Raw genomic sequence first — 15582 nt, 5'->3', positions numbered from 1 at the left:
AATGGACAATAAAGAAAAGATAGCGTCTCAAATATTAAAATTAGAAGAAAAATACAAAGGATCAGGACAAGATCTAAGTTCTTACCTAGATGGTTTACTTTATGAGAAGTATTTAACATATTGGGATTACATTCATCTAGACACGCTATTAAGCTTACAAATACCAAGAACACATTTTCCTGATGAGGAAATTTTTATAATGTACCACCAAATTACAGAGTTGTACTTTAAGCTTATTTTACATGAACAAAAACAAATTGTAGACGATAAATCTCAAAATGTAGATTTCTTCATAGAAAAAGCCAACAGAATAAACAGTTACTACAAGGTTCTTATATCTTCATTTAGCATTATGATAAATGGCATGGATAGAGAACAGTTTTTAAAATACAGGATGGCCTTATTGCCAGCAAGTGGTTTTCAATCTGCACAATACAGAATGATAGAGCTGTACTCTGCCCCTTTAGAAAATCTAGTTCATAAAACTAAAAGAGCCAATTTTTCATCAGAAAACAGTATTGAAGAATTATACGAAGAAATTTACTGGAAAAACGGAGCTACAGATAAAGATACAGGCGAAAAAACATTAACTCTTAAACAGTTTGAGTACAGGTACACACCACGCTTAATACGTATTGCAAATCAAGTTAAAGACAATACTATTTATCATAAATACCTTGCACTTCCTAAAGAAAGTCAAGAAAACCCAGAATTAATTAAAGCTTTAAAAGCATTAGATATAAATGCAAACGTTAATTGGCCGTTAATGCATATGGGTTCTGCTTACAGGTATTTAGCCAAAGATAAAGAAGCAATTGATGCTACAGGAGGCACTAATTGGAAACAATATTTACCACCAAGTTTTCAAAATGTTGTGTTTTTTCCATATTTATATACAAAAGAAGAGTTAAATAATTGGGGAAAAGAGTGGATAGACCATATCTTTAACCCCGAAAAATCTAAATAATGCAAAAATTCTTTCTTTCACTTTTAACAATATCTATATTTATTTCTTGCAAGGACAGCAAGGTTAAAGACCATGATAATCTTCCGGAAGTAATCACCATAGAAAAACCAGTAGTTGCTATGGAGTATGGTTTTAATTTAGATGACTTTACAGTTTTACAAGATACAATTAGAAGTGGAGACAGTTTTGGTGAATTAATGACCAATAACAAGGTAGACTATCCTAAAATTTTTAAAATATCTGAAGAATATAAAGATAGTTTTGATGTACGCCGTATTAGAGTTGGTAAACCTTACGTTATATTAAAATCTAAAGACACCACAGAAACTGCTCAATATTTTATTTATGAAAACGATCGTATAAACTATACCGTAGTAGATTTACGAGATTCTGTAAATGTGTACAAAAAAAAGAAAAAAGTTACTTATGTAGAGCGTGAAGCCTCTGGCATAATTAGTACTTCTTTGTCTGAGGCTATTTTAGCCCAAGGTATAGATTATAATGTAACCAATAATTTATCAGAAATATATGCTTGGTCTATAGATTTCTTTAGACTACAAAAGGGAGATAAATTTAAAGTTATATATAAAGAACGATATATAAACGACACTATCTATGCTGGCGCAGAACCTATAGAAGCTGCATATTTTGAGCACAACGGAAAACCGTTTTACGCTTTTGAATATGTAACAGATTCTCTAAAGCAAATTGCAGATTATTATGACCATGAAGCAAACAACTTAAGAAGAGCATTTTTAAAAGCCCCTATTAAGTTTAACTACAGAATTTCTTCTAGATACAACTTAACTAGAAGAATTAAATACTATGGCTACAAAGTTAGACCACACAAAGGAACAGATTATGCAGCTGCAATTGGAACTCCTATTATTGCCACAGCCAACGGTACTGTTGTAGAATCTACAAGACGAGGTGGTAATGGAAAATTTGTAAAAATTAAGCATAACGGAACCTATAGTACTCAATACCTACATATGAAAAACCAAAATGTTAAAAAAGGTGATTATGTATTACAAGGTGATGTAATTGGATGGGTAGGTATGACAGGTAACAGTGGTGGCCCACACGTTTGTTACAGGTTTTGGAAAAACGGGAGACAAGTGGATCCTTTAAAAGAAAAACTACCAACAGCAGAAGCTATTGCAGATAGTTTAAAAACAGGATACTTGACGCATATAAAGCCAAAAATGACTCAGTTAGACAAAATTGTTTTTCCTAAAAAAATAATTACCCAAGAAGAAGATAAAGAAGAAAACATAATTAATCCATAATAATGGCATTACAGAACACCAACCCTACTACAACTGCCGCTTGGCAAAAATTACAAGAAAACTACAATAACACTAAAAATCTTAAGGTTAAAGATTTGTTTAAGAACGATGAAAATCGTGCTAACAAATTAACCATTAAAGACAAGGATTTCTTGTTTGATTATTCTAAAAACAGAGTTACAGATGAGACTGTTAAACACTTATTAGAATTAGCAGACCAAGTGAACTTAAAAGACGCTATTAAAAGCTACTTTAAAGGAGAGCCAATAAACCAAACAGAAGGAAGAGCCGTTTTACACACTGCATTACGCGCAAAAGAATCTGACTCTGTTTTAGTAGACGGTAAAAATGTAATACCAGAAATTTACGAGGTTAAAGAAAAAATTAAAAACTATACAGAGAGTATTATATCTGGTAATAGCAAAGGGTACACAGGTAAAGCATTTACAGATGTTGTAAATATTGGTATTGGTGGCTCAGATCTTGGACCTGCAATGGTTGTAGAATCTTTAAAGTTTTACAAAAACCATTTAAAAATGCACTTTGTAAGCAATGTAGATGGTGACCACGTACACCAAATACTAAAAGAACTAGATCCTGAAACAACTTTATTTGTTGTTGTATCTAAAACATTTACTACACAAGAAACACTTAGCAACGCTACAACTATAAAAAAATGGTTTTTAAATCCAGAATTTAAAACCAAAGAAAGTGATATTGCACTTCATTTTGCAGCAGTATCTACTAACGCTGCAAAAATTGCAGAATTTGGCATAGACGCCAACAATGTATTTCCTATGTGGGATTGGGTTGGAGGACGTTTTTCTTTATGGAGCGCAGTTGGCTTAAGTATAGCTCTTTCTGTAGGGTTCTCTAATTTTGATAGTCTTCTAATGGGCGCTAATGAAATGGATGAGCACTTTAAAAACACAGAGTTTTCAGAGAACATTCCAGTTATTTCTGCTCTACTAACTATATGGTACAACAATTTTTATAATGCAGAGACCGAAGCTATAATTCCTTATTCTCAATACCTAAGTAGATTTTCTGCTTATTTGCAACAAGGTATAATGGAAAGTAATGGAAAAAGTGTAGATCGTAACGGGGACAAAGTTACTTACCAAACAGGAACAATTATATGGGGAGAGCCAGGAACAAACTCTCAACACGCATTTTTTCAACTAATTCACCAAGGAACTAAAATAATCCCTGCGGAGTTCATAGGCTTTAAAGAATCATTATTTGGCGATAAAGACCACCAGAACAAGTTAATGGCTAACTTTATAGCACAAACAGAAGCTCTTTTAAATGGAAAAACTGAAGAAGAAGTACTTTCCGAACTAAAAGAGAAAGGATTAAATAATGAAGAAATAGAAAAATTACTCCCTTTTAAAGTTTTTGAAGGAAATAAACCAACTACTACATTGTTAATTGACAAATTAACTCCAAAAAGTTTAGGAAAATTGATAGCTCTTTACGAACATAAAATATTTGTTCAAGGTATAATTTGGAATATTTTTAGCTATGATCAATGGGGTGTTGAACTAGGAAAACAATTAGCCAGCACCATACTAAAAGACATAAATTCTGACAAAAACGAAAATCACGATGCATCTACATTGCAAATCCTAAAAGGGATTAAACAATAGAAATATCTTACTAAAATTATTAAAATGGCGTTGATAACTTATTGTTTATCAACGCCATTTTAACATAAATTTATGTTATTTTTGCGTTAACTGATTTAACATTCTGTTAACGTACAAGTAGTATAAATTATACACTTTTGTGCCGTTAATAAAAAAACTAAAGAACAAAAGAAAAATGAAAAAAAATTACTTCGTTTTTGTCGTTATGTTATTATGTACGGCATTCGCATTTTCTCAAGGAACCATCACTGGTAAAATATTGGATGGTGATTTAGGAGGACCTCTACCAGGAGCAAGTGTAGTTGTAAAAGGAACTACAAATGGTATGGCTGCCGATTTTGACGGTAACTTTACTATTACTGCCCCAAGTAACTCTGGTGTATTGGTTGTATCTTATATTGGATACATTACCAAAGAAGTAAGCTTTAGCGCTGTTGGAAATGTAGGTAACATTACGTTGATGCCAGATGCAGAAGCTTTAGAAGAAGTTGTTATTGTAGCTTCTGTAGCTGTAGACAGAAAAACTCCGGTTGCTGTTTCTACAATTAAAGCTGCTGACATTGAGCTAAAATTAGGAACGCAAGAATTTCCTGAAGTATTAAAATCTACACCTGGTGTATACGCTACTAAATCTGGTGGTGGCTTTGGTGACGGTAGAATTAACCTTAGAGGTTTTGACTCTGAGAATGTTGCCGTAATGATTAACGGTGTTCCTGTTAATGATATGGAAAACGGTAAAGTATACTGGAGTAACTGGGCTGGATTATCAGACGTTACTTCTTCTATGCAGGTACAAAGAGGTTTAGGTGCTTCTAAAGTAGCTGTACCTTCTATTGGTGGTACTATAAACATTTTATCTAAAACTACAGACGTAGAAAAAGGTGGAAGCATTATTGGTGGTGTTGGTAACGACGGATACCAAAAGTATGGCGCTACTTTATCTACTGGTTTAATGGATAACGGATTTGCTGCTACAGTATCTGCTTCTAAAACAACTGGTGAAGGTTATGTTGACGGCACACAATTTAATGGTTTTAACTATTTTGTAAACATCTCTAAGCAGATTAATGATAACCACAAATTATCTTTAACTTCTTTTGGTGCACCACAAACTCACGGTCAACGTCAAAATAGAAGTTCTATTGACACTTACAGAAATGCTGAAAGTGGTATTAGATTTAACCCAGATTGGGGTTACAAAAACGGTCAAGTTACTCATATAGAAGACAACTTCTACCACAAATCTCAAACTTCATTAAACCACTATTGGAATATAGATGATAAATCAATTTTATCTTCTGCTGTTTACGCCTCTTGGGGTAAAGGTGGCGGTGGTGGTACTGCTGGTACTAACGCAGATTTATTTAAAACTAGATTAGGTGGTTTTGATCAACCAGTAGACCTTGATAATATTGTAGAAATTAACCGTGATAATGCTCGTCAAGGTTTTGGTTCTGAAGCCTACTTAAGAGCTTCTATAAACAACCACGAGTGGTTTGGGTTTTTATCTACTTACAAAAACTCTTTAACTGAAAACTTAGATTTATTAGTAGGTATTGATTTAAGAGATTACACTGGTGATCACTATTCTGAAGTTACAGATTTATTAGGTGGTAACTATGCTTTAGATAATGACAATGAAAACAACCCTAATGCTAGGCTACAAGTAGGTGACAAGCGTCAGTATCATAATGTTGGTAATGTAGGTTGGCAAGGTTTCTTTGCACAAGCAGAGTACTCTAAGGACAAACTTTCTGCATTTTTATCTACTGCAATATCTAATACATCATACCAAAGAATAGATTACTTTAACTATTTAGATTCTGATCCTGATCAAAAAACTGATAGATATAACTTTTTAGGTTATAGTGTAAAAGGTGGTGCTAACTACAATATAGATGACAACCATAATGTTTTTGCTAACATTGGTTACTTTGAAAAAGCTGCAAACTTTGGTGGTGTATTTGTTGGATTTGACAATGAAAACCAAAACCCAGATGCAGAAAACCAAAAAATATTTAGTGCTGAAATAGGATACGGTTACCGTAGTGAAAAATTAGCTGCAAACCTTAATATTTACAGAACTACTTGGAATGACAGAACTGAAACAGCTACATTTAACAATCCTGACGGAACGTTAGGTACTGCTAACATTTTAGGGGTAAATGCATTACACCAAGGTATAGAATTAGACTTTACATATAGAGCTACAGACGAGTTAACTATAACAGGTATGGCTTCTTTAGGAGACTGGAGATGGCAAAACAATGTTACAGATGTAGAAATTTTTGATGAAGATCAAAACTTAGTTAATACAGTAGATATCTACATTAAAGATTTACGTGTTGGTGATGCTGCACAAACTACAATGGCTTTAGGACTTAACTATGAAGTTATGCCAAAAACCAACTTTATTGTAGATTACAACTACTACGCTAACTTATACGCTAGCTACAACCCTAGTGAGCGTGGAGATGCATCTACACCAGAAGCTTGGAAAGTACCAGATTACGGTTTATTTGACGCTGGTTTAAGACACGGTTTTAAATTAGGTGAATATGATACTACCATTACTTTAAGAATGAATAACGTATTTGATACAAGATACATTGCAGATGCACAAGATGGTGGTGACCACGATGCATTAACAGCAAGTGTTTTCTATGGTTTTGGAAGAACTTTTAGCATAAGCACAAAAATTAGATTTTAATTAAAAAAGCATATTCAAGATGAAAAAAATTATATATTCACTAATCGCAATTGGGTTATTTTTAACCTCTTGCGATCCAATGGAAGACATTAACAAAGAGTTAGATGTTTTAAATGCTAAAGATTTAGAAATTGGAAATTTAGAGTACACCTTTACAGCTGATGATTACACTGACTTTTTTGAATTTAAATATCCAAATTTTAGTTCTGTAGATGATGCAAAAGCATTAATACCAAATTACCTATCAGAAACTTATCCATTTTGGGGAGTTACATATAACAATGATATAGAAGTTGAACAAGCATCTACTGCTTTAATGACTTTTGATTGGTATAATAAAATACCAACTTATGAAGCCGAAGTTAGAGAGCTTACAGCTGAAGAGCATAATGTTATAACAGGAGAAACTTACGGTAATTTTTCTGATGAAGATCATATATTCGATTTCTTAGCTGCTGAATACCCTGCTGCTGAAGAAGGTGATTTTGTATCATTACGTTACGAGTACTACGCAGGTACTTCTACAGAACTTACAGATGGTTTCTTATTTGAAAATGGTGAGTGGACTAGATTTGCTGGTTTTACACCTTCAGAATACGAAGCAATGGGAGAAAGCTACCCTAATTTTTCTAGTGATGATGAAGCTGCTTTAAAAATACCAGTTACTTTACCAGAACGTTTTAAGTTTGAAACAAAAGAAGCTGGTGATATTGCAGTTGCCTCTTACGAGTTATACACAAAAGTAGGTGAAGATGCAGATGGTAATGACATTAGAGGTACTGTTACTTATACAGCAAACTTTATATATGATGGTTCTACTTGGTCTAAGTATAATGATGTAACCTCAGAAACAATTCAGTTTGCACACGATGGTATTACTTGGGTTCCAGATAACACTATTAAGTATACTTTAACTGCTGCAGATTATGCATTGGTTGGCAATGACAGATATGGTAACTTTGATGTTAGAGACGGTAGCGATGATGCTACAGTTGAAGCTAGGTTAGCTAAAATGAATACTATTTTACTAGCTAATTTCCCTAACGCTGAAGAAGGTCAAAAATTCTCAGTATCATATAATATATACTCTGGATCTAACGAAGTTTGGATTATGAATGTTATTTTAGAAGGTGGTGTATACGTTCTACAATAGAAAACTACCACTTTAATATACTAACCTCTATCTATGTATTTAGATAGAGGTTTTTTTATTAATACAGTTTAATATCAAAAAAACAAAAAGCTTAAATTAGCAGAATATTATTTTAAAGTATCAATTTACTATTAAGACGAGATGATGATGAAATCTATTTTAAATATTAAAAACTACGCATACACTATACTATTATCAGTTATTATGTTAGGATGCAGTAGCTCAGACGGAGGTACAGAACAACCAGACCCAGACCCAACTCCTGTAAACAAACCAATTGCTGTAGATGATGAAGTAACAGGTATAGAAAATGAAGCGTTAATTATAAGTTCTCTTTTAGAAAACGATTCTAGAGTAGGTGCCAAAATAACTTCTTTTGACGCTACAAGTACCGGAGGTGCCACTATTACAGAAAACCAAAATGGTACATATACATATACTCCTAAAACAGATTTTATAGGCGTAGATACATTCACATATACTATTTGCGATATAACTGAAACTCAAAACTGTTCTACTGCAACAGTTACAGTTTCCATTACAGACGAAGGAGACCCTGTAGCCATAGATGATGCCTACGCAACTGTAGAGAATACAGCTACCACAATTACAACTGCTTTAGATAATGACAGTATTATTGATGATGCCACATTAACATCTGTAGACGGCAGTAGTGCTAGTGGAAGTGTAGAAATTAATAGTGACGGAGAAATTGTTTACACACCACAAAGTAACTTTACTGGTAGTGACTCTTTTACATATACCATTTGTGATAACGACAAACCTGATGCTACGTGCTCAACAGCAACAATTACTATTACAATTGCCGAAAAACTAGGTTTTAATATTCCTTCAGAATTACAAGAATATTACTCTAACGTTGCTTTTTCTAACAATGCAGATGTTACACTAAACGCCTTAAAAGAGCACACCACCAATAAACACACAACTATTTTATCTTATGGGCAAAGACACAATTATTTGTATAACGCAGACGAAGATGAAACTATAACTGACAACGTAATTTTAATGTATTCTGGTGAAAGTAGAGACCACAGAGAATATCAGTCTGGCTCTAACAGTCATTCGCCACAAACTTTTAATACAGAACATATTTTCCCTCAATCTAAATTAGGATCTAATATTGCAGTTTCTGATTTGCACCATTTACGCTCTTGTGACGCTATTGTAAATGAAGATAGAAGTAATTTTGCTTATACAGATGGATCTGGTAACTACAAATTAGTAGATGGTAACAAATGGTATCCTGGTGATGATTGGAGAGGTGATGTTGCACGTATGGTTTTATATTTAAATATTAGATACAACGAAGACTATACACAAGTAGGAACTTTAGATTTATTTTTAGCTTGGAACATAGCAGATCCGGTATCTAACTTTGAAATTCAGCGTAACAACGTAATTGAAGAAGCACAAGGAAATAGAAATCCTTTTATAGACAACCCGTATTTGGCAACAATAATTTGGGGAGGAGATAATGCGGAAAATAAGTGGGAATAAACTAAAAACTCACTTATAAATTCTTAATTTTTATTACTTTTATAATTAAACAATTTACTATGTACGATACAATTTTAAACCTACACTCCTACTTTGCCTTTTTAGTATTAGCTATCTTAATTTTAGCTGTTGTAAATGCTGTTTCTGGCTTGCTTGCTAAAAGAGATTTCAACTTAAGTAAAGACTTAAGAGTTTCCCTATTTGCGCTAATATTATCGCATATACAACTGCTAATTGGCGTTATACTTTTCTTTGTTTCTCCTAACGGTTTTGGAGCTATTAAAACTAACGGAATGGGCGGGTTGAGTTCTACTGCACGCTTATTAGCTGTAGAGCATCCATTTATAAACATAATTGCAATAGTACTTATTACAATTGGTTGGTCTAAGCACAAAAAAGTAATGGAGAGCGCTAAAAAATTTAAACTAATAGCCATTTTTTACGGACTAGGTTTATTATGCCTACTAAGTAGAATTCCTTGGGGACAATGGTTCTAAAATAGAAGCATAACATTATATTAAAAACCAAGTGATACAAACCACTTGGTTTTTTTGTTTTTAAATAGTAGTTAATACTGTTGTAAAAATGTTTTTACAAGATGCAAAGCCCTATACAAACAACATAATAGCAAATCAACAACTTAATAAAAAAAAGAAAAACAAACTAATTAGTCTCTTTGCTGTATTTTTTGATTAAATAAATATATACAGGAAAATGATCACTATACCCACCTGTGTAACTACCGCCAGAGTATGTTCTTTTAGGATATCCTTTATACCTACCCGAGGTTGTAGTTAAATAAGAAGGCGAGTAAATAGCAGCTTTAAAAAAAGAATAGGTATCCCTTTTTTCATTTACCAAATTACCTGTAAAGTAAATTTGATCAAAAACATTCCACTTATCTCGGTACGCTAAAGAACCCTCACCTTTTTTAAACAAAGCCTCCATAGGATTGTACAAAACACTATCTGTAACTTTCTTAATTTTACCTTCTGCTCGTAATACTCTTTTAAAGCTTTTATTTATTGGGTCATCATTAAAATCTCCCATACTTATAATTTTTGCATCTTTATTTAAACGCTGTACAGAGTCTATAATTCTTTTATTTAGCTTTGCTGCTGCAATTCGGTTTGGTCTACTACGTGCCTCCCCTCCACTCCTGGATGGCCAATGGTTTACAATAAAATAAATCTCTTCATCATCTAACAGACCACCAACTATTAGTTGATCTCTAGTATAATCTCTATATCCGCTTTCTTTAAATAGTAGCAACCTATGACTTTTAAAAGTTGTTGGCATAAAAACTTGCTCTTTATAAAGTAATGCTACATCTATGCCTCTTTCATCTGGTGAGTTATAATGCAAAATTGCATATCCCTTATTTTTTAAAGCTGGTTGATTAATTAAATCAACTAAAACAGAATCGTTCTCTATTTCGCAAACTCCAATTACATCTGGGGAAGATTTTGTGAGCTCACTACCTATTTCAGATAACACACCAGACATATTTATTAACTTATCTCTATATCTTTCGCTTGTCCATTTATCTTTTCCTAGCGGTGTACGGTCGTCATCAAAAGTATGAGGATCGTTAATGGTATCAAATAAGTTCTCTAAATTATAAAAAGCAATAGTCCTTACCTTATATTTACTTTCTTGCTGAGAAAAACAATTAACAATTGTAAACATTAATAATATCAATAAATAATATTTTAATTTACAAATAATATACCTAAACATTAACATATTTTAATATGAAAGTAAGGAAAATTCCTTAAAAAAGCATATTTTCACAAAAGTTATGCGATTGTTATTCAGTATTTTATCTATTTTACTATTATCAAAAGTCTGTATTGGCCAGGAAAAGTACACTATAAAAGCAACTCTTCTAGACCAACAAAATAAAACAATAAATATAAATGGTAAGGCAGAAATAGAAGAAACAAACCTCTTCGTAAACATAGCTTCAAACACCTTAAACTTATTAATAGAGAAAGGAAATTATACAATAAAAATTACAGCAGAAGAATACGTTCAAATTAGAGTGCCTATTTCTGTTGTTGACAGAAATATTGATCTAGGAACAATTTACCTTCAAAAAGATATCACACTAGAAAAAACAGACAATTTAATTACCTTAACTGAAGTTACACTGGCTGAAGAAGAGAATAGCACTGTTACCTCTGGACTATTACAAGCTACAAAAGATGTATTTTTAAATAGAGCTGCTTTTGATTTTGGCCAAGCATTTTTTAGAGTAAGAGGATATGACTCCAAATTTAGCAATGTGCTAATAAATGGTATGGTCATGAATAACCTTACCGATGGCAGACCACAATGGAATAACTGGGGTGGATTAAATGACGCCACAAGAAACCAACAGTTTACTTACGGATTACAACCTGCAAAGTACAACTTTGGAGGTATTTTAGGCACAACCAATATAAATACACAACCATCTAAAATGAGACCTGGGAAACGAGTTTCTTTTTCTGCGTCTAATAGAACATACGCTGGGCGATTAATGACCTCCTACACCATACCAACTAACAAAAAAGGAATAACCTATAGCATATCTGCTTCTAGACGATGGGCAAAACAAGGATATTTAGAAGGAACTTTATACGATGCATTTTCTTTATTTGGAGCTTTAGAATACAAACTAAATAAAAATAATACATTACTCGCAACCGCAATGCTAGCATCTAACAGAAGAGGCAGGTCTTCTGCTGTTACAGAAGAAGTTTTTTTATTAAAAGGAAGAAAATACAATCCGTATTGGGGAACTCAAAACGGAAACATTAGAAACTCAAGAGAACGTAAAATAGCACAACCAATTTTTATGTTTAACCATTTATACAAAAAAGGAAATATAAAATTAAATACTGGTATAAGCTACACATTTGGACCTCATGAAAAAAGTAGACTAGGATACTATAACGCTCCTAATCCTGATGCTACATACTACCGTTACTTACCAAGTTTTTATATAAATAGTTCTATTGGTGCTAATTTTGAAAGTGCGCAAACTGCTAGAGAATCTTTTATTCAAAATTCCCAAATTAATTGGAAAAACATTTATAGTGCAAACACAACTTATGAAGACAAAAAAGCTGCTTATGTTTTTTATAATGATATTGCAGAAGAAAAAACTGTAACATTTAACACTACCGCAAATATTAAACTTAATAGCCATTTTAGTTTAGACGCAGGTATTATGTTTAAAAACCTCAACTCTCATAATTATGTCAAAATTGAAGATTTATTAGGAGCTGAATTCCACTTAGATATTGACACTTTCTCTAACACTAATAACGATGCAAATGGAAATACAAATAAAAAAGAAAACGATATTTTTAATTACAACTACAGTATCTCTGGAAATAATTTAAACGCATTTACACAAATAAAAGCTACCTACAAAAAATGGTATGCCTCACTAAGCACAAACATTAACACTATAAACTACCAAAGAGAAGGTTTATTTAAAAACGAACGTTATCCTGAAACATCTATTGGAAAAAGTGAAAAAATTAATTTTAGTGCCATAAACATAAAAGGTGCTTTTACCTATAAAATAACAGGCAGACATTGGGTTAATGGTCAGTTTGCTTTTATTAGTAGGCCTCCAACAATACAAAATACTTTTATTAACCCTAGAGAAAATAATAATATTGTAGCAAATATAGACAACCAACAAATTAAAACTGCTGATGTAAATTATTTTATACGCTTACCAAAACTAACAGGTCGTATTTCTACATTTTACACATTATTTAATAATGAAACAGATGTAAATTTTTTCTTTGTAGAATCTGGCATAGGATCTGATTTTGTGCAAGAAGTAGTCACAAACATTAACAAAAAACATACTGGCTTAGAAATAGGACTAGAGTACCAACTATCCTCTGCTGTTAAAGTAACTGGTGTTGCAGCAATAGCTAATTACACCTATAATAACAACCCAAATGTTAGTATTAATTTTGACACTACTAAAAGTTTTGAAGACGCTATAAATTTAGAAGGATATAGCAACTTAGGAGAAAGCAACATTAAAGGTTATAAATTAGCTCAAGGACCACAAAAAGCATTTGCTTTTGGAATAGAATATAGAGATCCAAAATATTGGTGGATATCTGGCTCTGCAAATTTTATGGGAAATAATTACGCCAATATATCTACAATAACTAGGACACAAAGCTTCTACTTAGATCCAGATACCGGACAACCTTTTCCGGATGCAACCAAAGAAAATGTAACCAAATTACTAGCCCAAAAAAAGATGGACGATTTTTACCTACTTAACCTAGTTGGTGGTAAATCTTGGATTATAAAAGGCAATTACGTTAGTGTGTTTGCCAGTGTAAACAATGTTTTTAATACCGTTTTTAAAACAGGCGGATATGAACAAAGCAGAAATGGCAACTACGGGCAGATGGCTCAAGACAATTTAAGTACTACTCCTTCATTTGGCACAAAATATTGGTATGGTTACGGAAGAACATATTTTTTAAACCTAGCAATTAGCTTTTAATATGAAGTCGAAAAAACACATTATAATTATAATTTGCACGCTCCTAATTTTAGGATGTGTAAAAGACAAAGATTTTGATACTCCTAAACCAGAATGCACAGATTTAGTATCTAATATTTCTTTTAAAGATTTGGAAACAATTACCACTGGTGCTATTGTTAAAATACAAGACGATTTAATTATTGAAGGCTACATTATATCATCAGACATAGAGAATAACGTTTTTGGAACAATATATATTCAAAACAAAGAAGAAAACCCTACAGTTGGCATTCAGTTTTTAGTAGACTTACGAGATTATTATCTACAATATAAACTTGGCAGTAAAGTAATCATCAAATTAAAAAATTTATACCTAGCAAAAAAAGGCAATGCATTTGTGGTTGGTGGTGTTTTTACATCATTTGGAAACCAATCTGTAGGCAGACTACCTAGCTTACAAGTGCAAGAACATATATACACTAGTTGCAGTGCTACAAAAATTACACCTACAAAAACTACTTTAGAAAACTTATCTTCTAGTGTTACAAATACACTAATAAAATTAGACAATTTAGAGTTTATTGATGAGGAATTAAATACAACTTATGCAATATCCAAAGAGGAGACAGAGCGCACTCTTAAAGATTGCCAAGGAAACCAAATAAAACTTGTTACTAGTGGCTACGCAGACTTTGCAACTAACATACTGCCCCATAAAAATGGTAATGTCACAGCTATTTTAATTGAAGATGATAATGAGCTAAAATTAAAAATTAGATCTAAAGCCGATTTAAATTTTGACAAAGATCGTTGTCCTCCAATAGTAACAGAATTTACTTCAACCTCCATTTTCTTCTCAGAGCTTGCAGACCCAGATAATAATATTGGAGCAAGGTTTATAGAACTATATAACGCCAGTGACAAAAGATTAGATTTAAATAATTGGAAAATAAACAGATACACCAATGCTAGCACCGATATAAGCTCTAGCTTAGACCTAACTGGTTACAGTATAGACGCCAAGAGCACACTGGTAATTTCACCAAATGCAGATGAATTTACTAATATTTACGGTTTTTTACCAGATATAGGTATTGGTAAAAATAGTGTTGCCGACTCTAACGGAGATGACAATCTAGTATTAGTAGATCCATTTGGAACAACTATAGATATTTTTGGCGTTGTGGGGGAAGATGGCTCTACTACAAATCATGAATTTGAAGATGGTAAAGCACAACGCAAACAAAACATAAACGTAAGCTCTAGTAGCTACAACTTTATAGAGTGGCTCATATATAATGATACCGGTGATAACGGCACTATAAATACGCCTCAAAACGCTCCTGATGATTTTTCACCTGGAGAACGCTAGTTTACCATATCGTCTAACATGTTTTTTAAATCCTTTGGAGTAACCGGCTTTAAAATATAATCTGTAACAATATCATAAGTTTTTACTCTTTCTATGTCTCTAGGGTCTATAGATGAACTAACAATGTATATAACCACATTTTGCCTAATAGCTTCAGGTATTTTTACAAAATCATCTAAAAACTCCCAGCCATTCATAATTGGCATATTAAGATCTAAAAATATTAATCTTGGAAGAGTTTTTTCTATGGTAGATTGCCTTGTTAATTCTTCAATAGCATCTAATCCGTTTTCAAAAACTTCAATTTTTTCAGTAAAGCCTACTTCTTTCATTATACGCTTTGTTCCATACACAAATATTGGATCATCATCTATGATGCAAGCGCTAAAAATTTTATTCATATAA

General features: G+C 32.5%; 11 protein-coding genes. 9 read left to right on the top strand and 2 right to left on the bottom strand.

The window, feature by feature from the left end; translation table 11 throughout:
* The first annotated feature begins 1 nt into the window (after position 1).
* From Q4487_RS11185 to Q4487_RS11155, 7 genes are all read left to right on the top strand, one after another.
* Positions 2 to 967 carry a tryptophan 2,3-dioxygenase family protein gene (locus Q4487_RS11185; protein WP_100894635.1) on the top strand — a complete coding sequence of 322 codons (966 nt, stop codon included), beginning with the start codon at positions 2 to 4 and terminating at the stop codon, positions 965 to 967.
* A complete protein-coding gene (locus tag Q4487_RS11180) occupies positions 967 to 2256 on the top strand; it encodes a peptidoglycan DD-metalloendopeptidase family protein (RefSeq protein WP_303541978.1) in 1290 nt (429 codons plus the stop codon). Before Q4487_RS11185 ends, Q4487_RS11180 begins: the two co-directional genes overlap by 1 nt.
* Positions 2257 to 2258: 2 nt before the next feature.
* The gene (pgi, locus tag Q4487_RS11175) at positions 2259 to 3905 is read left to right on the top strand and encodes a glucose-6-phosphate isomerase (protein ID WP_303541979.1); all 1647 of its coding nucleotides are present in this window, start codon (positions 2259 to 2261) and stop codon (positions 3903 to 3905) included.
* 175 nt (positions 3906 to 4080) lie between these two features.
* Positions 4081 to 6615 (top strand): TonB-dependent receptor, encoded by a 2535-nt coding sequence (locus tag Q4487_RS11170; RefSeq protein WP_303541980.1) that lies wholly within the window; start codon positions 4081 to 4083, stop codon positions 6613 to 6615.
* 19 nt (positions 6616 to 6634) lie between these two features.
* Positions 6635 to 7768: a hypothetical protein gene (locus tag Q4487_RS11165; RefSeq protein WP_303541981.1), complete on the top strand. Its 1134-nt coding sequence runs from the start codon at positions 6635 to 6637 to the stop codon at positions 7766 to 7768.
* Positions 7769 to 7915: 147 nt separating this feature from the next.
* Positions 7916 to 9289 carry an endonuclease gene (locus Q4487_RS11160; protein WP_303571888.1) on the top strand — a complete coding sequence of 458 codons (1374 nt, stop codon included), beginning with the start codon at positions 7916 to 7918 and terminating at the stop codon, positions 9287 to 9289.
* A gap of 59 nt (positions 9290 to 9348) precedes the next feature.
* Positions 9349 to 9786 (top strand): hypothetical protein, encoded by a 438-nt coding sequence (locus Q4487_RS11155; protein ID WP_303541983.1) that lies wholly within the window; start codon positions 9349 to 9351, stop codon positions 9784 to 9786.
* 166 nt (positions 9787 to 9952) lie between these two features.
* On the opposite strand, the gene Q4487_RS11150 is transcribed toward Q4487_RS11155, so the two are convergent.
* On the bottom strand, positions 9953 to 10978 hold the full coding sequence (locus Q4487_RS11150; protein WP_100894628.1) for an endonuclease/exonuclease/phosphatase family protein: 1026 nt from the start codon (positions 10976 to 10978) through the stop codon (positions 9953 to 9955).
* A gap of 112 nt (positions 10979 to 11090) precedes the next feature.
* Here Q4487_RS11150 and Q4487_RS11145 point away from each other — a divergent pair, with 112 nt between their 5' ends.
* The gene (locus Q4487_RS11145; RefSeq protein ID WP_303541984.1) at positions 11091 to 13823 is read left to right on the top strand and encodes a TonB-dependent receptor; all 2733 of its coding nucleotides are present in this window, start codon (positions 11091 to 11093) and stop codon (positions 13821 to 13823) included.
* Position 13824: 1 nt separating this feature from the next.
* The gene (locus Q4487_RS11140; protein ID WP_303541985.1) at positions 13825 to 15177 is read left to right on the top strand and encodes a DUF5689 domain-containing protein; all 1353 of its coding nucleotides are present in this window, start codon (positions 13825 to 13827) and stop codon (positions 15175 to 15177) included.
* On the opposite strand, the gene Q4487_RS11135 is transcribed toward Q4487_RS11140, so the two are convergent.
* Entirely contained in the window at positions 15174 to 15578 is a 405-nt protein-coding gene (locus Q4487_RS11135) for a response regulator (RefSeq protein WP_303541986.1), read from the bottom strand. The genes Q4487_RS11140 and Q4487_RS11135 overlap by 4 nt on opposite strands.
* Positions 15579 to 15582: the final 4 nt, after the last annotated feature.

The organism is Cellulophaga sp. 3_MG-2023 (assembly GCF_030546975.1).
Lineage (GTDB): Bacteria > Bacteroidota > Bacteroidia > Flavobacteriales > Flavobacteriaceae > Cellulophaga.
The sequence above is the reverse complement of the archived record's forward strand: the minus strand, read 5'-3'. Positions and strand labels throughout refer to the sequence as shown.

What these genes read in the sequence shown, in the direction of transcription:
- Q4487_RS11135 (WP_303541986.1), bottom strand. Translation starts at nt 15,578, where the DNA reads ATGAATAAAATTTTTAGCGCTTGCATCATAGATGATGATCCAATATTT.
- Q4487_RS11165 (WP_303541981.1), top strand. Translation starts at nt 6,635, where the DNA reads ATGAAAAAAATTATATATTCACTAATCGCAATTGGGTTATTTTTAACC.
- Q4487_RS11145 (WP_303541984.1), top strand. Translation starts at nt 11,091, where the DNA reads ATGCGATTGTTATTCAGTATTTTATCTATTTTACTATTATCAAAAGTC.
- Q4487_RS11155 (WP_303541983.1), top strand. Translation starts at nt 9,349, where the DNA reads ATGTACGATACAATTTTAAACCTACACTCCTACTTTGCCTTTTTAGTA.
- Q4487_RS11160 (WP_303571888.1), top strand. Translation starts at nt 7,916, where the DNA reads ATGAAATCTATTTTAAATATTAAAAACTACGCATACACTATACTATTA.
- Q4487_RS11185 (WP_100894635.1), top strand. Translation starts at nt 2, where the DNA reads ATGGACAATAAAGAAAAGATAGCGTCTCAAATATTAAAATTAGAAGAA.
- Q4487_RS11150 (WP_100894628.1), bottom strand. Translation starts at nt 10,978, where the DNA reads ATGTTTACAATTGTTAATTGTTTTTCTCAGCAAGAAAGTAAATATAAG.
- Q4487_RS11140 (WP_303541985.1), top strand. Translation starts at nt 13,825, where the DNA reads ATGAAGTCGAAAAAACACATTATAATTATAATTTGCACGCTCCTAATT.
- Q4487_RS11170 (WP_303541980.1), top strand. Translation starts at nt 4,081, where the DNA reads ATGAAAAAAAATTACTTCGTTTTTGTCGTTATGTTATTATGTACGGCA.
- pgi (WP_303541979.1), top strand. Translation starts at nt 2,259, where the DNA reads ATGGCATTACAGAACACCAACCCTACTACAACTGCCGCTTGGCAAAAA.
- Q4487_RS11180 (WP_303541978.1), top strand. Translation starts at nt 967, where the DNA reads ATGCAAAAATTCTTTCTTTCACTTTTAACAATATCTATATTTATTTCT.